Below are 18,746 nucleotides of genomic sequence, written 5' to 3'. Positions count from 1 at the left end.
GGGTGGCGCTGACGGCCGTGGGCGCCGCGCTCATGCAGTACGGCGGAGCGGCGCGCGGCGCCGGGCTGATCCTGCTGGCCGCCGGACTGCTCGTCCTGGTGCTCACGCTGCCCCGGCTGCTGCCGCCCGGCACCCTGCGCGCCGCGCGGGGCCTGCCCTCAGTGATCGCCCTGCGCGGGATCGCCGCCGGCACCGTCTTCGGCGGCGAGGTGTTCCTGCCGCTCATGCTCACCGGGGAGCGCGGCCTGTCGCCCGCCCAGGCCGGGATGGTGCTCACCGGTGGCGCGCTCGCCTGGTCCTTCGGCTCGTGGGTCGTCGGGCGCAAGCGCTACGACCGGGTCCTGATCCTGCGGACCGGCCCCGCCCTGATCGCCACGGGCATCGTGCTGATGGCCCTGACCGTCTTCGCGGCCGTCCCCGTGGCCCTGGCCTTCGTCGGCGAGGCCGTGCTCGGGTTCGGCATCGGGATCGTCTACCCGACGCTGTCGGTGCTCGTCCTGGAGCTGTCGCGCCCCGGTGAGGAGGGTGAGAACAGCGCCTCGATGGGGATCGGGGAGTCGGTCTTCACCGTGGTCACGGTCGCCGTCGTCGGCGCGATCGTCGCGGCCTTCGGCACGGCCGGGCCCGTCTACCTCGTGTGCTTCGCGCTGACCGCGCTCATGGCGAGCACGGGCGTGCTGGTCGCGGGCCGGTTCAGGGACTGACCCCGTGGCACTATGGGAAGAACGCCGCCCTCCTCCGCGTTGAGGGGGAGTCCCGCCTCCGGGCGGGATTCGCGTTTCCGAGCAGAGATGAGGGAAATTCATGCCGCGCGTGCGCGAGCTTGAGATGTTCCGCCTGGTCCTGCCGTACGGCAGGCGGCCGGAGAGCATCCTCGTCCGGCTCACCGACTACGGGGGCATGACCGGTTGGGGAGAGGTCGTCGACCCCGACCCGAAGACCTGGGCCTCCCTGGAGGAGGGGCTCGCCCACGCGCTGATCGGCGTCGACTGGGAGCACCCCGACGAGCTGGGCGCCGTCCTCGGCGGCCCCGCGGCCGACATGGCCTGCTGGGACCTGTGGGCCAGGATGCGCGGGGTGCCGCTCTCCCACGCGCTGGGCGGCAGCCGCACCTCGCTGATGGCCACCGTCAGGATCGGCGCCGAGCGTAACCTGGAGAGCCTGGTCGCGCGGGTCAACCGCCATGTCTGCGCCGGCTACGCCCACATCACCCTGGACGTCCACCCCGGCTGGGACATCGAGCCGCTGCGCGCCGTCCGCCAGGCGTACCCGGCGCTGGGTATCGGCGTGGACGCCCGTGGCGCCTACACCGACGTCGGCGCCCTGGAGGCGCTGGACGCCTACACGCTCTCGTCCATCGAGCGCCCGTTCGCCGGCCTCGCCGACCACGCCGACCTGCAGGAGCGGGTCGCCGCCCCGGTCCTGCTCGAGGTGTCCTCGCTGGCCGAGCTCGACGAGGCCATCCTCGTCGGGGCGGGCCGGGCGCTGCTGCTGCGCCCGGCCGTCCTGGGCTCCCTGCGCGAGGTGCGGCGGGTCCACGACCGCGCCCTGGCGGCGGGCTGGGAGATCGCCTGCGCCGGCGGCCAGGGCACCGGCCTGGCCCGGGCGGCCACGGTGGCCGCGGCCAGCCTGCCCGGCTGCGGCCTGCCCTGCGACGTGGCCGAGCCGCCGCGCAGCGCGCAGATCGTCACCCCGCCGGTCGGCGCCTCCGGCGGCGTCGTGGCCGTGCCGCTCACCCAACCGGGCCTCGGCCACACCGTCGACGTGGCCCGCGTCCGCCGTCTGGCCAAGGAGTCCTACGCCGCCTGAGCGCCGCCGGCGCTCTCCGGCAGCGGGGCGGGCAACCGGCTCGTGAAGGGGCCCTGGTTCCGGGCCCGATATGTTTGCCGGCCCCGCCTCGTCCGTCGCCGTAGTCGATGATCCGCCATCGCTCCGAGGGAGCGTTCCGGCCGACCAGGAAGTCGTAACGACGTTCCCCGTCCATTTCGGGTCCCTCATCCTCCAGGTCGGCCTTGTACCGGGTAGGAACGGCAATCACGAGCCGGGCATATGCGGAACCGTCTGTACGGGGTTCGCCGACCCAGATCAGGTCAAGACGGCGATAGGAGCAGCCGATGCCCCTATCGCCATACCTCGCGAAATAGGGCGCGGACAGGACCCGCGCGGTGTCGTCGTCCCTGGCCGCCACGGCTTGCAGATATGCCGTGACGACCCGTTCCGGGGTGGCGCCGGGGGCGATCGCGGAGCGCTGCTCGGGAAACAGTTTGCACCACTCGACCTGCAGCGTTGGCAGAACCTCATACGAGGTAGCGATGATCATGTCCGCCAGAACGGTCACGACCGATATCTAGAGCTTGCGTATCGTCCTGGCGGTCACACCGAAGTCCTGTCAGCGGTTGATGCGGACAGCGTGGATTTTACCTTTCGGATAGTGGCCTCCGCGACCATGGGCGACCCGCTATAAAGATTGTCCGAAAACGCGATTTATGAAATCGGAAAATGTCGACGGTTGATTGGTTTGATGATTGCAGACCTGGACATATCGAAGTTTTGAGTGATAAATCCACTCAAATGATGACCGAATTACCTTCCGTAAGTGCCTTTTGTGGTTTTTCGATTGCTGGTCCCGGGCCGGCTTCCTGCGTCTGATCCCGCAGGACAACCGGTGTCCGCGAGGAAGGGAAGTTCCAGAGAAGAGCTCGAGACGGTCTGGACAAGAACCGTCGTTTCCTATTGCCTTCAGAGTTGGAAACGGGAAACACCGGAACAGGTCTTGCCTGCCCGACATTGGCTGACACACTCTTGTAAGCGGTGGTTCGCGGCTGCTCGGACAGGCGGGGACGGAGGTTCATGTGATCCAGCAGCCAATCCCCTTCGGGAGAGAACTCCGGAGGCGGCGCCTCGCCGCCGATCTCACCCTTACCGATTTATCAGGGCTGGTTCATTACAGCAAAGGCCAGCTCAGCAAGGTCGAACGAGGTATCAAAGCGCCGAGCCGCGAATTGGCCCGTCTCTGCGACGTCGCACTCGACGCCGGAGGCCGGCTTGCCGCTCTGGTCCGCGAACAGCCTCCCAGAGAAGGACTCGCGCAGGAGAGCGGTGACGGGGATGAGGTGTGGCTGATGCAGTTGTCCTCGGACGGGCAGAACCGGTTCCAGCCCATGAGCCGGAGGCAGGCGATGGCCGTGGGCGCGGCTGCGATCGCGGGAATGAGCATCGGCGGCCCGAGAACCTCGTCCAGCACCGAGGACACGACGCTCCTGGGCGTATCCCGATCACTGTTCGACCAGTATCGGCAGCTCGGTCAGACGGTCAATCCCGGACTTCTGCTCCCCGTGCTCATCGCGCAGACCCATACGCTCCGGGAGCTGTCCGCCCATGCCGGTTCCCAGACCCGTCAGGGATTGCTGAGGCTCGGTTCCCGGTACGCCGAGTATGTCGGTTGGCTGGTGCAGGAGACGGGAAACGAGCAGGCGGCGCTGTGGTGGACGCAACGCGCCGTTGATCTGGCGGCCGTCGGCGGTGATCATGACCTTGCCGCGTACGGACTGGTCCGCCGGGCACTGGTCACGCTCTATCGCGAGGACGTGGCACAGACCGTCGAACTGGCTCAGCGGGCACAGAACGGCAAGGTCCCGCCGCGGATCCGCGGCCTGGCCGCGCAGCGGGAGGCGCAGGGCCACGCACTCGCAGGTGACCACGGCGCCTGCGAGCGCAGTCTGGACCGGGCGCGTGCGCTGCTCGTCGGTCAGACGCCTGACTTTGACGCACCCGTCATCGGCACCACCAACCTGTCCGACCCGGTCGCGATGATCACCGGCTGGTGCCTGTACGACCTGGGACGGCCAGCCGAAGCCGCCGAAGTCATGGAAGCGCAGCTGGCGCGGGTGTCGCCCCAGGCGCTGCGCACCCGAGTCCGCTACGGGGTGCGTTGCGCGCTCGCCCACGCCGCGGCCGGTGAGATCGACCGCGCGTGTGATCTCACCAACCGGCTGCTCGACGACATCGTCACGGTGAGCTCGGCCACGATTGCCACGGACCTGCGCAACCTCGCCCACACCCTGGCCCGTCACCCGCGCAACCGGTCGGTACGCGAGCTCGCTCCCGAACTCGGAACGGCCCTGCAGAACATCGTCCCGTAGAGAGGAAATCCCCATGGCCACCGTATTCATCAACTACCGCACCGGAGACGGGGAGAAGACCGCTCTTCTCATCGAACAGGAGCTTTCCAAGATCATAGGAGGGAAGGAGCAGATCTTCCGCGCCACCAGATCCATCAGGCCCGGCCAGCGATTCCCCGAGGAACTGCTCGGCAACGTACGGCGCGCCACCGTCCTTCTCGCCGTCATCGGTCCTAGCTGGGCCCAGTCACTCAGGCTGCGTGACGAGGACGATTGGGTTCGCCGGGAGCTCCTTGCGGCGCTCGACCTCGGGATACCGGTCGTGCCGGTCCGGGAAGGGGCGGGGCCCAGACGGCTGGACCCGGCGGAGCTACCGCAGGAGCTGAAGTGGCTCGCCGAAATCCAGTCGGAGCGCCTGGACGTGGAGGACCTCCAGGCCGACCTCACACGTCTGGTCACCAGGCTCGCCGAGTGGATCCCGTCGCTCAGGTCGGTCATCCGTCCGGTCCCCGGGCCGCCGGTCCCCGGCTCCGTCTCCAACTCGGCCGACAACGTGTATGGCCCGGCCATTCAGGGGCGCGACATCACCACCGGTGACATCACCACCGGCGGTGTCACCGTCGGTGACGCCGACACCGTCATCAAGAACAACTACGGGACGGCTCACATGGGCAAGGGCAACGTCAACAACTACAACGGCTCCCAGTACTTCTCCGGAGATGGGGCGGCGTATGTCGCTGGCGACAACCACGGGGGGATCGGTCACCGGTTCGGCGGCTCCCGCAAGGACGGAGAGGATGAGCGTTGAGCGACCAGTTCAGGGCCTTCGTCTCGGCCAACTACGGAGCGATGAACGCTGGCAGCGGTGATCAGTACGTCTTCATGCAACTGGCCCAGGCCGCTGGTAAGGATCCCCGGGGCGTCGCCGACGACCAATTGGCATGGCTCCGGCAGCGTTTCATTCCGCCCGGAGGCTTCGCCCGGGCATGCGAGGTCCTGGAATCCCACGGCACCGTCTTCCTGGACGGAGCGCCAGGCGCCGGAAGGAAAGCCGCCGCGTGGATGCTCCTGCAGGAGCTGTACTCCGGGACCGAAACGTTCCACGAAATCCTGCTGGGGGAGGAAGGGGCGCCCTATCTTGATCTTGATACCAGCCAGGTCGGTGAGGGCGCCCTGCTGCTGGTGGACTTGTCGGCGATCACCAGCGAGCAGGTCTGGGCCACAGTCCAGGATGAGCTTCCCAGCTTCCGCAAAGTCGTGCAAAGCCACACGTCCCGCTTGGTGGTGGTGCTTCCGAGCGGGATGATCGAATCACTTCGGGCGGATCTCGGCACCTACCGCATCGGGATCACTCGCCCTTCGGCCGGGGCGGTGTTCCAACGCTATCTACGCGCGAAAGACATACCCGTCGCCGAGACCGACTCGGCGCCTGAGGCCCTCTCGGAATTTCTGGCCAGAAACCCTTCGATGCGAGGAATCGCCGACTTCGCCACGCTTGTCATCGAGGTACGGACCACGGCGAGATCAGCAGGATTCGCCGCTTGGTGTGACAGCGCCCTGGCCGTGCTGGACAACAAGCAGAGCATGCGCGTCACGGAAAGGCTCGCCACTCTACCTCAAGGGCCGCAGCGGGCGCTGCTGCTGGCCACTGCCATGCTGCACGGAGCCCGCGCCGAGGCCATCCAACGTGCCACCGCCTCGCTACTTGACATAGCGGAACATCCACAGAACGTGCTCCCTCTACTGGAGCACGCGGACCTCACCGTGCGCCTCAAGGAGATCAACGCGACAGCCGACGCCTCCGGCCGGGTGCGATTCGACGAGTTCGGATACGACTCGGCGGTTCGGGTCCACTTTTGGACCCACTGGCCGGAGCTACGGGAGTTCATCCGGAAATGGGTTGGTAACACCGTAGGCCTGCCCGGATTAGAGACGGACGACCGTAACAAACTGGTCGAGCGGTTCGCTCGGCAGTGCCTGCAGGACAGGCATCGGGATCAGTTGCTGGCTCTCGTGTCGCAGTGCGCCGAGAACCCCGGGAACGACGTGCGGATGGGCGCGGCCGTTCAAGCGCTACGGCAAGGGCTCAAGCACGAGGAGCACGGCCAGTTTTTCCGTCAGAAGATCCGCGAGTGGGCATCTGAGACCTCCCTCTCCAGAGGGCTCGCTCAGGTGCTCGTCGTGACGTGCTGGAAGGTGATGGCCGTGCATCACCCGGACCAGGCCATGGTCCGACTTCATCACCTGGCCCGCAAGGAATCGGGAACCACACACGCCCGCGACGCGCTCGCTCAGATAGTGGGCGCTGACGCTCAACTCCGCGTCTGGATGCTGAAGCGGTTGGTTCAGCGACTTCAGTTGGGAAGCGAAAAGTGGCGGCAGGCCGACGCCAGACTGTTCCTGGAGTTCGCTGATCCGGTGCCGCTTGTAACTCTCGGGCCACGTACACGCGCCCCTCTGTCCGATCCCGTTGTACGGGAAGAGTTGACCGTCGGCTGGCACGTTGCCTTCCGCCGGTATCCGTACGAGACCTGGCGCGCGCAGGCGGAGCGCTGGATCCAGGCGGCCTTCGAGGACGAACAGCATTGCGAGCATCTCCTCGACGTACTCGTCGACGGAGGCGAACAGCGTACGGCCCTCCTGGCTCCCCTGTATGTCATCGCCCGCGACCTGGTCCCTCCCTCAGCGGATGGACGAGAACGCCACGCTTTTCTCGTCAGCCTCGTCCGGCGGAAGATCAACGCTGCTCTGGGTTTCCAGGCCGCGTGAGCCATCGTCGTAACAACGGAACAGGAAGACAACGCCATGGGTTCTGGTCGCAGGACAGTTACGGCTTACTTCGTCGTCTTCGCGGGATTGATTCTCGCCGGCCTCGTCGTGTTCACTCCGCTGCCGCCCTGGGTGTGGGCGGTGCTCGCCCCCGTGACCGGGGCCGCCGCGTTCCTGTCCATGAGGGGCGTCGGCCGTGGAGCGGATGCCGCACCACCGGTGGAGATGATGTACTCCCCGCCGCCACCGGTGGAGCCTCGGGAGCAGCGCGTCGAGGTCGCGCTGCCGAGCATGGAGGAGGACTACGACTTCCTGTTCTCGGCGACGGTGCGCTGGTCGCCGACCGGCAGGACGATGGGCGAACCCGGGGCCAACCTCAGCGGCCTGGCGGTCGACGCGATTCTGGAACGCGCCAAGGTCATCACGAGGAACAGGCCTCCTGGCAGGGCCTCGCTCGTCCAGCACGAACTGAACGGCGCGCTGGGCACGATGCAGTCGGACGCCACGGAATGCGTGCAGTCGATGGCCGAGTCTGTCACGCTCACTCTCTCCGATCACGACCGGCAGCGGCTGGACAGACTCGCCGAGATACGCAAGGAGAAAGCAGTCTGGGAACACGAGAGGAAGTACGAGCAGAGCAAGCGGGAGTATCTCGGAGAGGATGTACTGAAGGACCCCGGTAGTGCGGTGGTCTGGTGGCTTGCCAAGAACGACGACCGCGTGGAGAAAGTGGTGCAGGACCTGGGTATTCTCGCCCAGGTCTCCTCCGCGGCGAATAACCAGGAGGTGCCCGAGTGCTTCCGCTACCTGGTGCCGTGGCCTCCCTCCCCGCATTCAGCGGATGAGGAGTTGTCCACGCCTGATCTGGAGCACGAACCATCCGCCGTCGACTATTTCGGGGCATTTCTGGATGCAGCGAACTTCCCGGGCGGCGACCCGCAACGTGCCCTGTTCACCCGAGAGATAGCCGACTATCTTGCCACGTACGGCAAACAGGAAGTGGCCGATGACCTGGTCCGCCGATTTGACCCGTCCCGTGCCTTCGTGCCCGACGACGCGGTTCCTCCCTCCGGTCGGCCCGATGAGTATCGAAGTGACGGCACTACTCCTTAGCTACTGCTCGGCAAGGGTAGATTTCCAATCTGTACCGGCACACTGTTCTCCTTACCCCCTAAAAGGAGCGCGATGACAGGCAGCCAGCAGAAGCCCTTTCCTGTTGACGAGCTATTGCGGGCTGTACGTCTGGAGATCGCCGCCGAGCTCCGCAGCGACGGTGACGGGGAGAAGGTCTCGCTGACCGCCGGACGCAAGGTCGGAGGCGACGGGGAGGTCCAGGAATACCTGTTCTCCTGCAGAAGCTGGAAGGAGGCGTTCTCCGGGGAGAAACTGCTCGTCCGGCTCTCACGTTCCCGCGACCCGTGGGTGAGCGCCGAGGCCGTGCGGATGCCCGACGGCAAGGTCATGGTCCGCGCCGCGGCCGATCTGGGCAGCCAGCCGGGCAACGCTCAGCTGCGCAAGGACGAGTCGGCGGGCATGGAGACCCTCGCCGAGCGGCTGGAGTCCGCCGGCGGGAGCGATGGTCTGGTCAATCTCACCACTGCGGGTTGGATGCTCGGCCAAGGACGGCCACGCATCGACCGCTGCGCCACCCCGGAACGCTTCATCCGGGAATATCGCGAACGCGAACTCAATCCTCGGCAGCGGCAGGCGATCGAGCAGGCCCTCGACAGCGAGCTCACCTTCATATGGGGACCGCCGGGAACCGGCAAGACCGACGTCGTCGCCTCCATCGTCGAGGGCTGCTACCGGCAGGGGATGCGGGTGCTCTTCGTGGCCCCGACCAAGGTCGCCGTGGACCAGGCGCTGGAGCGGATCTGCGATCTGCTCTCCGGTGAGGATGGCTTCGACACGGGGCTCGTACAGCGCGCCGGAGACATCGAGCTCACCTCCCTGGCCACCAAGTTCGGTGAGCAGATCAGCGCCGGACGGATCGCCGGACGGCTTGCCGTCGCCATGGCCGCGCGGATCGCCGAAACGCGCGAACTGCTGGACGCGGCGCGCCAGGACCTCGGGCTGCACACCGAAGCCGAGCGCATCTCAGGCGAGCTGCGGGACCTGAGCACGCGGCGCGACGAGGTCGGGCGACACGCTGCCGCCCTGCACCACCAGATCCAGGCCGGGCAAGCCGCCCTCGCCAGGACCGAGCAGCAGATCCGCGAGATCGGCACTCCGTCCGGGCTCTTCGCCAAGAAGCGGCAGGCCAAGCTCGACGATCTCGGCCGTGCGCACCGCGAGCACCGGTATGCCGTCGCCGTGCTTGACCAGCGACTGCACACCGCGCTGACCGTCCAGCGAAACTGTGCAATCGAGATCGCCAAGCTTGAGCCGGAGCTGGCCATGCTGCACGACCGGCTAAGGGGAGTTCCCGCGGCAGGCCCTCTTCGGGATGCCGTCGAGAGAATGCAACAGCAGCTCACTGCGTTGGAGCAGGAACAGCAGAAGATCACCGAAGTGGTCCGGGGTAACTGCCGCGTCATGGGCACCACCGTCGCCAAGGCGGTACAGTCCCGCAAACTACTCAGCTCGATCGACGTGGTGGTCATCGACGAGGCCGGCATGGTGAACACCCCCTCGGCCTGGTGCGCCGCCGGGCTTGCCACCCGGCGGGTCGTCGTTGCCGGTGACTTCCGGCAGTTGCCCGCCGTGTCCAAGGCCTCCGGCGACCGGAACGCCTCACCCGAGGACAGGCAGCACGCCGGGCTCTGGATGGACCGCGATGTCTTCGCCACGGCAGGGCTGGTGGACCTGGCGGGCTCGGCCCGCCAAGACCGGCGGATGGTCTGCCTGGACACGCAGTATCGTATGCGCCCGTCGATCTGCGAGATGGTCAACGTCGTCGCCTACCCCGACGCGCCCTTGCGCACCGGGCGTGATGACCGCAGTCGCCTCCCGCCTTCGCCGCTGATCGACAGCCCGCTGATCCTTGTCGACACCACCCCACGCCGCCTGCCCAACCCGAAAGGCCGCTACGGCGGACACAAGACCAACACGGTGCACGAGGCGGTCATTCATGAGCTCGTTCGGGGCCTTCAGTACGACGAGGTCCTGCCGGCTCGCAAGTGGACGGGCCTGGCCGCCGGGGACCGGCCGGCCGACCGGTTGGCCGTGATCGCTCCGTACAGAGACCAGGTGAAAGCGCTTCAGACCAGCCTGACCCACCGGTTCGGCGAGAGCTACGAGGGGCTGGTGGACACCGTCCATCGATTCCAGGGCAGCCAGCGCTCTCTTGTGGTGATCGATACCGTGGCCGGGGCAGGCGACAGGCTCGGCTACTTCTACGAGGGCTCCGGTCTGTCATCCTCCACCTGCCGGTTGCTCAACGTGGCCCTCAGCCGGGCGCAGGACCATATCGTCGTCGTCGCCGACACCCGATTCCTCCACGACAATCTCAGTCCGGGCAGTGAAGCCGCACGGATGCTCGCCCACCTGGAGTGCCATGCGCAGTTGCTCTCGGTAGATGACCTCGTACCTTTCCGCTGCGCAGCCGACCTGGCAGGGCTGGGCGAGGACGAACTGGCTCGTCCTGCCTTCTTCCCCGCTGACGAGGTGCCCCGCGCCATCGCGTGGGACATCGAACAAGCTCAGCGCAGCATCGAGATCTACTGCGCCTTCCTGGATCCTGCCCCCGTCAGCAGATGGCTGCGGCACCTCACCCCACGAATAAAAAGCGGGGTGCAGGTCACCGTCCATACCCGGGACCAGGCCGATGACCCGCGCAGGCGCGCTCTCGTACAAGAGCTTGAGGCCGCCGGCTGCCTGGTCGAGATACGCGAGCGCATGCACGAGAAAGTCATGATCGTCGACGATGCCGTGCTGTGGCACGGCTCGCTCAACCTTCTCGCCAACACCGGCGCCACTGACCTGATGATGCGGATCACTGACCCGTCCTCCTGCCTGCGAGTCCGCCACATCGTCGACCGCGCGCGGATGGAGCGCCCCGCCCGTACCTGGAAACAAACACCGCCGGGGCCGGAGCCGGATTCGGTGCCCGATGTCAGAGCCGGGGACGTGCTGGACGGACGCCTCTACATATGCGTCCCCTTCAACGAGAAGGACGAGTTCAAACGCGCGTTACGAGCTGCCGGTATACGCCCTGAGTGGTACGGGGCCAGGAAGTTGTGGCGTGTCGACGCCACCATCCCACGGCACCTGGTCCAGCGTTGGCTCCCATCGGCCCGGAACTGAGGTGCTCCAGAGATTCCCGACAGCGGCGTCCATGGGATCGCGCGGTGGCGGAACGCACCCGGCCGTGGGCGGGTGTGATGACCGGGGCGGCAACGTGGGGCTAACGTTCCGGTCGCTGTTGCCGCTGGATCTGGAGACGCAGCTCTCGTTCACGGTACTCGCGCTGCTGCTCATGCCGTAGCTCCCGTTCTTCGGCGTCCCTCTCGTCCCAGTGTGCTCGGGTTTCGACTTGGTACATGGCAATGCGGGACATCCAGATGACGGCGAGCGCGATGGCCATGGGCATGTCTGAATGGCCGGTGAAGAGCAGCGCGAAACAGCGGAAAAACACATCCATGATGCGGTTTTGGCGGCGGTTTCTATCGCATCGATGTGATCTTCGGGAAAGGGCATTCGTTACCCCGGCGCTGGTGGGCGGAGTAGTCGGTCCGGTGTGAGATGGAATGACCGGAATATCAGCCCCATCGGCTCTCACGGCTATGGCTACGGCGACAGAAGCGCGATGCCGGCGGCGTCCGGGCCTTGTCGGCATAGATGATCAATACCTAGGGTGGTATTAAATTTTCTTCATCACGGGGTCCTGGAGAGGACGGGGCGGCGTGGCCGAGCCGATGGTGCCCAATCCCCGGCACGCGGAGCTGAAGCGCCTCCTTGTGGAGGCAGGGGACAGGGCATACGAGGTACGGCAGGCATACCAGCGCGCCTCCTCGGCGATGCGATCGGGAAAGGTCTGGACGGGGCCGACGGCAGACAAATGGACCACCGAGCTGGAAGATCGGCACCAGCGCCTGGGGCGGCTCGCGCAGCGCGTGGTGGACGTGATCGAGGAGGAGCTGCGTCGGCATCCTCCGCTGGTGACCGAGACCGAGGCGAACGCCATGCGCCGGGAGCTGGCCGGACGCACGTGACCGCCGTGACCGTTGAGGAGGAGGCTCCATGGCGTCTGCCGATGAGTTCTGTGGCATCGATCCCGACGGGATGGGACAGCTCGCCACCTTCCTGCGTGGCGATGCCGACCGGCTGACCGGGTTCAGCAAGGAGTTCGAGGAAAAGCTCCGCCGGCACGGGATCAGCACCCCTGCGCTGCGGGAGATCGCCGACATCGCCGACTGGGGCGGCACGCAGGTCTCCATGCTCCACGGCCGGATCGACCTGATCAACGCTCTGGGCAAGGGCGCCCCGGAGCTGGGCGGCGGAGGTGATCGGTCGTCACTCGTCCGTCTCCCTGATGAGCTGGAAGGCTTCGAGACCGCCCGAGGCCTGGCGAACATGTACGGCGACGACATCCTCGTCAACCACGGGGGCGAGTTCCAAGCCACGCTCATCCACGAGCACGCCGACGAGGTCGCCCAGCTCGCGAAGAATCCCCAGGCCGCCGCCGCGTTCTTCGCCCTGCTGCCGGCGACGGCCCGCGACAGCCTGCCGAGCCTTATCGCGCGTACCGGCAGCAAGATCGCGAAGCAGGACCTGGCTGCCTTCAGCGCGGCCCTCGGCGCCGCCCTGCGCGCCCCCGCCCTCGTTCCGGCGTTCGCCAAGGTCAGAAGCGATCTGGTGAAGCCGACGGACAAAACCACCGCCTGGAACCGGCTCGCGCTGCTCAAGGGCGCGAACGCCCCCTCCGGTGTCCGCAGCGCGGCGGCCCGCGCACTTGCCCTGGATGGTTTCACCAAGGAGCCCCGCCAGGACCGCCGCGCTGTCGGCCCCGCCGAGACGAAGGCGTACGGATACTCCTCCGACCTGGTCGCTATGGGGTTGGAGGTGCTCGCCGGGGATGGCGCGGCCGTGCGGGACGCGTTCGCCAAGTTGGGCGGTACGGACGTCAAGTTAAGCCAGGTCGACAAGATGAAACAGCTTTTCGATTACGCCAAGATGATCGAGACCGGAGACGCGGTCGCCGACGCCTTTGGCCGGGTGCTGGAGGCGGGCACCGAGGTCGCGACCGAGAAGGCCGGGCAGCACAGCCCGGCCGCCGCAGCCTTCGCCCTGGACGCGATCAGAGCAGCGGGCTCCTTCGGCGACGGCCTGCCGACGGCTGCCAAGGACTCCATGGGGGTAATCGCGAAGTCGTATGTGCATGAGCTGGTTTCGGGCGGGCGCTTCGACAAGGCCGCTGACCGTGCCTCCGGAATGGAGATCCCCAAGCATTGGGAAGCCTTCCCTGGGGTGACCCCCGCGTTCTACCTCAGCCCTGGCGACACCTATGGATTCATGAAAACCTTCGTCGGCGAGAAGAAGCTCGCCGACGAGTTCGATTCGACGGTGGCGCAGTTCCGTCATGACACCTTGCTGGCAGCTGCCCGCCTGGACGCGCAGGGCAACACTGACCATTTCCGTGATATCTCAATGATGTTCGGTGATTTCGGCAGCATCGCGTTCAGGGCAGCAAAAGACGTGCTCGGTGAGGAAGACGCCGTCGCCGACCTGGCTCGCGATTTCACCAAGAACACCGCAGGTTTCTTCCTCGGTGGGGCTCCCATTGTGGGCCAGTTCGCCGAGCTCGGGTGGGATATCACCCAGGCATACATTGTCAGCTCTGTCTCGGATAAATGGGCCGACAGTTTCGAGACGCAGGTCGAAGCGGTCACTGAGAAGCGGTCTGATCTCGCCAAACGCTTGAAATACGAAATGGCGTCTCTTCTCTATGGTGGCGGTTATCCGGCGAGTGAACCTCCTGAGTGGCTCGTCAGTACAATCACCGGTGCACTCAAGACGTATGACGAGCTTGTGGCTGAGGCCAAGCGAGAGGCCACTGACAATAAGAAATGGGACGAGGTGCTTCAGGGAAAATTGAGTGCTTATGAGGGCTGGATGGACAGCAATGAAAGTTTCGATAAAAAGATCGAGCATTCCTCGCGATTCCAGGCCAGCAATCTGGCTGAGAATCTACTGAAGACCTCGAACTGAGGGTGCCAGTTCCCTCATCGTGGCAGACATGCGGTCTGTGCATGCAATCGCCAGGTCGGCGCCTCGGGCGCCACATACACGTTCACGGTGACCCCCACGTCCTTTCTTCCATAGATGAATCGTCCCTCTGGGGCGTCTACCTGGCTGATGTCATACTCCATTTTGTAACCCAAGGCCTGAGACAGCGTGTTCTCCATAACCCTCTGGGACTTGTCCAGACGGGAGTCCAGTGATTCGTCGACATGTTCCTCATCGGCCGTCGCCCGTAATACCCGCTTGACCTTGTCCCCCCCACAGGGAAGATCCTTGTCCGGGCGCTGTACGATCCGCAGATTCATAAGCGGGTTTTTGAAGACGTCATCGGTCTCCAGACGCTGCATGTCCTTCTGTAGCTCCGCTGCCGCCTCCTTCAGTGAAGGCTCGGAAGTGCATCCCGATGCTGCCATCACCAGCGCCAAACCGGCAACCGTTAGTCGGGCGAAACGCATCCAATACCTCCGGGGATGGCTGAGACCGGGACGTACTCAATTCTTACTCACTCGGCCCGCCTTCGCCACACCCTTCCCGTATCCGTTCGTCAGTGAGAGCAGTCTTCGTGTCGATCGACAGGATCCACCTGCCATCATCGGCTTTGGCGGGTACATGTCCTCGCGGACTGGAGTCGCGAACCGCCCGGCGACAGCTTGACCATCGCTATGGTTTCACCTTTCGGATACTTGCTGATTTTTTGTGACGGGAGCATTGAAGAGTACTGTCGTATTCATGTGCAGACTGATCCGCCTCCCGGGTTAAGAAGGTGATGAACTGCTTTATTTCTCCTGCTGTCGTGGAGAGAATTTCTGTTCCTAGAATGTCGCATGGGCAGTTGACTGGCTACTGGATCGATAATCCAGGCTAGAGCGAATGATGACAGCCGTTGATCTATCCGCACTGGACTCGGTATCGCCGATTGAATGATAGGTCCGTTTTTTCTAATCCGGGAGGAATGCGATGGATAGTGTGCCCTCTCGACCCTGGCTCCCCGCGCGTACGGTTCGGTGCTGAGATGCGCCGACCGCGAGAGGCCGCAGGGCTCTCGCAGACTGCCGCGGCCTCCCGGCTCGGCTGCACCCAGACCCAGGTGTGCCGCCTGGAGAAGGCCACCCGGACCCCCTCGAAGTCCGATGCAGAGAGGCTGGACCGGCTCTTCGGGACGGCTGACAGTGCCTCCTTCATCCGGCTCTACCAGCGCATCGTCGCCCAGCGCGGCGGCCCGGTCTGGTTCCGGAGTTGGGCCGAGGAGATCGAGCCCATCGCCCTCGTACTGCGCTCCTGGGATCCCCTCCTGGTACCGGGCCTCCTGTAGACAGAGTTGTACGCCCGGCACATTTTCAACCTGGAACCCCGAGCAACCTCTTGGAGTGGTGAAGGAATGGGTCGAGGCCCGGATGCGGCGGCAGCAGATCCTCGATCGGGACAATCCGCCCTTCGCCCTTGGGCTTATCGACGCGGGCGTGCTGCGCCGGAAGGTTGGTGAATCCGAGGTGATGTGCGAAAAACTCGATCACCTGCTGGAGGCTTCTGGGCGTCCCACTGTCTCCGTTCAAATTGTCGGCCCGGAATGTCTTCCCGGATTGGCAGGTGCTTTCATGATCGCCGAACCCCCGGGTGGGCAGCCGATCACCATCCATGCGGACCTGCCGGTTCAGGGGGACGTCACGAATGACTGCGAATTCGCAGCTTCCGTCCAGGAGCGATATGAGGTGATACGGCTATGGGTCTATCTTGAGCGTATATCCCTCAAGATGATCGAGGAAGCGAGACGCGAGCGGACCTGAGCGCCGCCGTGTGGTGGAAGTCGTCGCGATATTCAGGAAATGGTGGCCAGTGCGTCGAGGTCGCCGCCAACCTGCCCGGAATGGTCGCGGTCCGTGACAGCAAGGACCCCGACGGCCCCAGGCTGCTTTTCACCCCCGCCGAGTGGGAGGCGTTCGTCGGCGGCGTCAAGTCCGGCGAGTTCGACCGCTGATCTGCTCTCGGTTAGGAGAAGCTCCCCGTCCAGACCCGGTGGCCGGTCCAAGCCGAGATCAGAGCAACGCCGTATCCTTCACCACCGCTGGCGGGACACTCGTCTACCTTGGCCTGAGGTTCTCCGTTGCCGGGTGTCATCGGAAGATCTGCCGCGTGGTGGGCCGGGTCAGCCGCAGCCGTCGGTGATCCCCTTGGGTTCGGCCGCGTCCGCCGGCCTGGCGCTGGACTGTGGGCTGGACGTGACGGTGGGGGTGGAGCCGGGGCCGGGAGTGGTGGCCGTGGGGCTGCCGGAGCCGGGGCCGGGCGTGACGGCCGGAGCGGTGGGTCCGGCGGTCGCGGTGAGGTGCCGGCGAGTGGCGGCCGAGGCGCGGACGGCCTTGGCGGTGACGGTGCGGATCTTGGCCCAGTCGGGGTAGCCGGTGTTGATCAGCGGCGGCACGAACTGCACGCTGGTCACCTTGGCGCCCTTCACCTTCAGGGCCAGCGGGACCAGGTGCTCCAGCATCGGACGCGGGATGTCGGTCCGCAGGAGCTCCTTGGTGGCCAGCGCGATCCGGTTGAACCGGGACAGCACGGTCGCCGGGTCGGCCTGGGCGAGCAGGGCGCCCAGTACGCAGCGCTGGCGTCCCATCCGGACGAAGTCGCTGCTGTTGGTGCGCGAGCGGGCGAACCACATCGCGTCGGCCCCGCGGAGCTTGCGGGTGCCCGCCTTGACCAGGCCCTCGTTGTACTTCCCGAAGACCACGTCCTGCGGCACCGTCAGCCGCACGCCCCCGATCGCGTCGATCAGCCGGGCGAAGCCCCACATGTTCACCAGGGCATACCAGTCGATCTTCAGGCCGAGGGTGTAGCCGATCGTCTCCATGAGCGTCCGGGTGCCCTGGTTCCTGCGCCCGCCGAAGATCTCCGGGTGGGCGTCGGAGTATTCCCAGACCGCGAACAGCAGGTCCTCGCGCGAGCCGTCCGGGTTGGCCGGCAGCCGGAAGCCGTCGGGGAAGCGCCTGGCCATCGGCGAGCCCGGGACGAAGCGGACGTTCTCCAGGTTGCGCGGCAGGCTCAGCAGCACGGTGTTGCCGGTCTCGACGTCGATGCTGGCCACGTTGATGCTGTCGGTCCGCACGCCCACCCGGTGGGTGTCGGCGTCGCCGCCGAGCAGCAGGATGTTCACCCGGTCCCGGCCCGCCCACGGGTCCTCCTCGCCGGCCGGACCCGTCGAGGGCGGCGCCGTGGTGGGGGCGCTGAAGACCTCGTCCAGCGCCGACTGCGAGACCGCGGCGTACTGCCCGACCAGGCCGAAGGGCACCAGCATGACGACCGCGAGCACTCCCGCGAGGGCCCCGGCGACGGCCTGGCCGGCCCGGGGGAGTGTGCCCGGGTTCAGCACCACGAAGGAGTGCACGACGAGCACGGACCAGGCGGCGCCGAGCGCGATGGAGGCCACGGTGACGGCGGTCAGCCAGGAGGAGGCGACCAGCTTCCCGGCGAGGTCGCCGAGGTCGGCGGTGAGCGCCACCCACAGCAGGGCCAGCAGCAGCGCGGCGTAGACCGACAGCAGCACCAGTCCGGTCCTGCGCCATCCGGCGCGCAGGTGCGCGGCCCCCGGCGCGATGGCGGACAGGGCCGTCCATCCGATGACCGCGCCGACCCCGGACGGCCTTGATCTGTCCCGCACCTGCTCCCCAATTCCTCCGCGACTTGGGCGTCGCACGGGAGATGGTAAGGCGGGGATCGGAGCCCGTGGGCGGCGAATAGGTGAACAGTATGAGAAGCAATCCGGCTTTATCCTGACATTTCCACTGGAATAAGGTTCTGCCATGCCTTTCACCGAGATCGAGTACGGCGTGGCCGACGGGATCGCCACCATCACGCTGAACCGCCCCCACCGCCTCAACGCCTTCACCTACGTCATGCGCGGCGAGCTGATCGAGGCCTTCGACCGGGCGGACGCCGACGACGAGGTGCGCGCGGTGGTGGTCACCGGGCAGGGCCGGGCCTTCTGTGCCGGAGCCGACCTCGGTGGCGGCGGTGACACCTTCAACCACCGCAGGAGCGAGGAGATGTACGGCGGTGAGGACACCGTCGACGGCTCGCCCCGCGACGGCGGCGGCACGGTCGCGCTCCGCATCGCCCGCTCCCTCAAACCGGTCATCGGCGCCGTCAACGGTCCGGCCGTGGGCGTCGGGGTGACGATGACGCTCCCCATGGACGTCAGGCTGGCCTCCGACACCGCCAGGTTCGGCTTCGTCTTCGCCCGGCGCGGGATCGTGACCGAGGCGGCCTCCAGCTGGTTCCTGCCCCGGATCGTCGGCATCGCCCAGGCCATGGAGTGGGCGGTCACCGGCCGCGTCTTCTCCGCCTCCGAGGCGCTCGAGGGCCGCCTGGTCTCCAGGGTCCACGCCCCGGAGGAACTCCTGCCGGCCGCCTACGCGCTGGCCCGCGAGATCGCCGACAACACCTCGGCGGTCTCGGTCGCCGCCATCCGGCGGCTCATGTGGTCCGGCCTGTCGGCGGCCTCCCCGTGGGAGGCCCACCGCGCCGACTCCTTCCTCATGAACGCCCTCGGCGCCGCCCCCGACGCGGCCGAAGGCGTCACGGCCTTCCTGGAGAAGCGCCCGGCGGAGTTCCCGATGAAGGTCAGCGAGGATCTTCCGGACGCGGTCCCCTCCTGGCCCGTCAACCCCTACGGACTAACCTGAC

The 18,746-nt window shown here is 66.4% G+C and carries 15 protein-coding genes and 1 pseudogene; 13 read left to right on the top strand and 3 right to left on the bottom strand.

All coding sequences use genetic code 11. The features are described from left to right. The 7 genes and pseudogenes from ACWDS7_RS11645 to ACWDS7_RS11615 all read left to right on the top strand — a co-directional run. Positions 1-704: pseudogene (locus tag ACWDS7_RS11645) on the top strand (MFS transporter); the annotation flags it as partial. Between the two features lie 100 nt (positions 705-804). After that, a complete protein-coding gene (locus ACWDS7_RS11640; RefSeq protein WP_451929219.1) occupies positions 805-1,809 on the top strand; it encodes an enolase C-terminal domain-like protein in 1,005 nt (334 codons plus the stop codon). Between the two features lie 1,043 nt (positions 1,810-2,852). Continuing rightward, positions 2,853-4,142, top strand: coding sequence for a helix-turn-helix domain-containing protein (locus ACWDS7_RS11635; protein WP_451929218.1), 1,290 nt, complete (start codon positions 2,853-2,855; stop codon positions 4,140-4,142). Positions 4,143-4,155: 13 nt separating this feature from the next. Further along, a complete protein-coding gene (locus tag ACWDS7_RS11630; protein ID WP_451929217.1) occupies positions 4,156-4,929 on the top strand; it encodes a toll/interleukin-1 receptor domain-containing protein in 774 nt (257 codons plus the stop codon). Further along, complete coding sequence (locus tag ACWDS7_RS11625) at positions 4,926-6,890, top strand: hypothetical protein (protein WP_451929216.1); 1,965 nt, start codon at positions 4,926-4,928, stop codon at positions 6,888-6,890. Before ACWDS7_RS11630 ends, ACWDS7_RS11625 begins: the two co-directional genes overlap by 4 nt. A 36-nt stretch (positions 6,891-6,926) precedes the next feature. Continuing rightward, positions 6,927-8,003, top strand: a complete 1,077-nt coding sequence (locus tag ACWDS7_RS11620) for a hypothetical protein (RefSeq protein WP_451929215.1) — start codon at positions 6,927-6,929, stop codon at positions 8,001-8,003. 72 nt (positions 8,004-8,075) lie between these two features. Next, a complete protein-coding gene (locus ACWDS7_RS11615; protein ID WP_451929214.1) occupies positions 8,076-11,135 on the top strand; it encodes an AAA domain-containing protein in 3,060 nt (1,019 codons plus the stop codon). Positions 11,136-11,235: 100 nt separating this feature from the next. Here the strand turns inward: ACWDS7_RS11615 and ACWDS7_RS11610 are convergent, their stop codons facing one another. Further along, positions 11,236-11,472, bottom strand: a complete 237-nt coding sequence (locus ACWDS7_RS11610; RefSeq protein ID WP_451929213.1) for a hypothetical protein — start codon at positions 11,470-11,472, stop codon at positions 11,236-11,238. Between the two features lie 262 nt (positions 11,473-11,734). Between ACWDS7_RS11610 and ACWDS7_RS11605 the strand changes: the two genes are divergently transcribed. After that, on the top strand, positions 11,735-12,043 hold the full coding sequence (locus ACWDS7_RS11605; RefSeq protein WP_451929212.1) for a hypothetical protein: 309 nt from the start codon (positions 11,735-11,737) through the stop codon (positions 12,041-12,043). Positions 12,044-12,071: 28 nt separating this feature from the next. After that, positions 12,072-14,039: a hypothetical protein gene (locus tag ACWDS7_RS11600; protein ID WP_451929211.1), complete on the top strand. Its 1,968-nt coding sequence runs from the start codon at positions 12,072-12,074 to the stop codon at positions 14,037-14,039. Positions 14,040-14,053: 14 nt separating this feature from the next. Here the strand turns inward: ACWDS7_RS11600 and ACWDS7_RS11595 are convergent, their stop codons facing one another. Beyond that, a complete protein-coding gene (locus ACWDS7_RS11595; protein WP_451929210.1) occupies positions 14,054-14,527 on the bottom strand; it encodes a hypothetical protein in 474 nt (157 codons plus the stop codon). A gap of 497 nt (positions 14,528-15,024) precedes the next feature. Here ACWDS7_RS11595 and ACWDS7_RS11590 point away from each other — a divergent pair, with 497 nt between their 5' ends. From ACWDS7_RS11590 to ACWDS7_RS11580, 3 genes are read left to right on the top strand one after another with little or no spacing between them, the layout of a single operon-like run. After that, the gene (locus ACWDS7_RS11590) at positions 15,025-15,384 is read left to right on the top strand and encodes a helix-turn-helix domain-containing protein (protein ID WP_451929209.1); all 360 of its coding nucleotides are present in this window, start codon (positions 15,025-15,027) and stop codon (positions 15,382-15,384) included. Beyond that, complete coding sequence (locus ACWDS7_RS11585; RefSeq protein ID WP_451929221.1) at positions 15,356-15,856, top strand: Scr1 family TA system antitoxin-like transcriptional regulator; 501 nt, start codon at positions 15,356-15,358, stop codon at positions 15,854-15,856. Before ACWDS7_RS11590 ends, ACWDS7_RS11585 begins: the two co-directional genes overlap by 29 nt. Next, positions 15,814-16,047, top strand: coding sequence for a DUF397 domain-containing protein (locus tag ACWDS7_RS11580; RefSeq protein WP_451929220.1), 234 nt, complete (start codon positions 15,814-15,816; stop codon positions 16,045-16,047). The genes ACWDS7_RS11585 and ACWDS7_RS11580 overlap by 43 nt, the downstream gene beginning before the upstream one ends. 168 nt (positions 16,048-16,215) lie before the next feature. Here ACWDS7_RS11580 and ACWDS7_RS11575 read toward each other — a convergent pair whose 3' ends face one another. Next, positions 16,216-17,721: an LCP family protein gene (locus ACWDS7_RS11575; RefSeq protein WP_451929208.1), complete on the bottom strand. Its 1,506-nt coding sequence runs from the start codon at positions 17,719-17,721 to the stop codon at positions 16,216-16,218. A gap of 142 nt (positions 17,722-17,863) precedes the next feature. Here ACWDS7_RS11575 and ACWDS7_RS11570 point away from each other — a divergent pair, with 142 nt between their 5' ends. Beyond that, positions 17,864-18,745 carry a crotonase/enoyl-CoA hydratase family protein gene (locus tag ACWDS7_RS11570; RefSeq protein ID WP_451929207.1) on the top strand — a complete coding sequence of 294 codons (882 nt, stop codon included), beginning with the start codon at positions 17,864-17,866 and terminating at the stop codon, positions 18,743-18,745. The last annotated feature ends 1 nt before the right edge of the window (position 18,746 follow it).

Source organism: Streptosporangium sp. NPDC003464 (assembly GCF_053588315.1).
The sequence above is the reverse complement of the archived record's forward strand: the minus strand, read 5'-3'. Positions and strand labels throughout refer to the sequence as shown.

Bases quoted from the DNA above. Each gene is read 5' to 3' on its own strand.
- ACWDS7_RS11570 (WP_451929207.1), top strand. From the start codon at position 17,864: ATGCCTTTCACCGAGATCGAGTACGGCGTGGCCGACGGGATCGCCACC.
- ACWDS7_RS11640 (WP_451929219.1), top strand. From the start codon at position 805: ATGCCGCGCGTGCGCGAGCTTGAGATGTTCCGCCTGGTCCTGCCGTAC.
- ACWDS7_RS11595 (WP_451929210.1), bottom strand. From the start codon at position 14,527: ATGCGTTTCGCCCGACTAACGGTTGCCGGTTTGGCGCTGGTGATGGCA.
- ACWDS7_RS11610 (WP_451929213.1), bottom strand. From the start codon at position 11,472: ATGGATGTGTTTTTCCGCTGTTTCGCGCTGCTCTTCACCGGCCATTCA.
- ACWDS7_RS11630 (WP_451929217.1), top strand. From the start codon at position 4,156: ATGGCCACCGTATTCATCAACTACCGCACCGGAGACGGGGAGAAGACC.
- ACWDS7_RS11615 (WP_451929214.1), top strand. From the start codon at position 8,076: ATGACAGGCAGCCAGCAGAAGCCCTTTCCTGTTGACGAGCTATTGCGG.
- ACWDS7_RS11600 (WP_451929211.1), top strand. From the start codon at position 12,072: ATGGCGTCTGCCGATGAGTTCTGTGGCATCGATCCCGACGGGATGGGA.
- ACWDS7_RS11590 (WP_451929209.1), top strand. From the start codon at position 15,025: ATGCGATGGATAGTGTGCCCTCTCGACCCTGGCTCCCCGCGCGTACGG.
- ACWDS7_RS11620 (WP_451929215.1), top strand. From the start codon at position 6,927: ATGGGTTCTGGTCGCAGGACAGTTACGGCTTACTTCGTCGTCTTCGCG.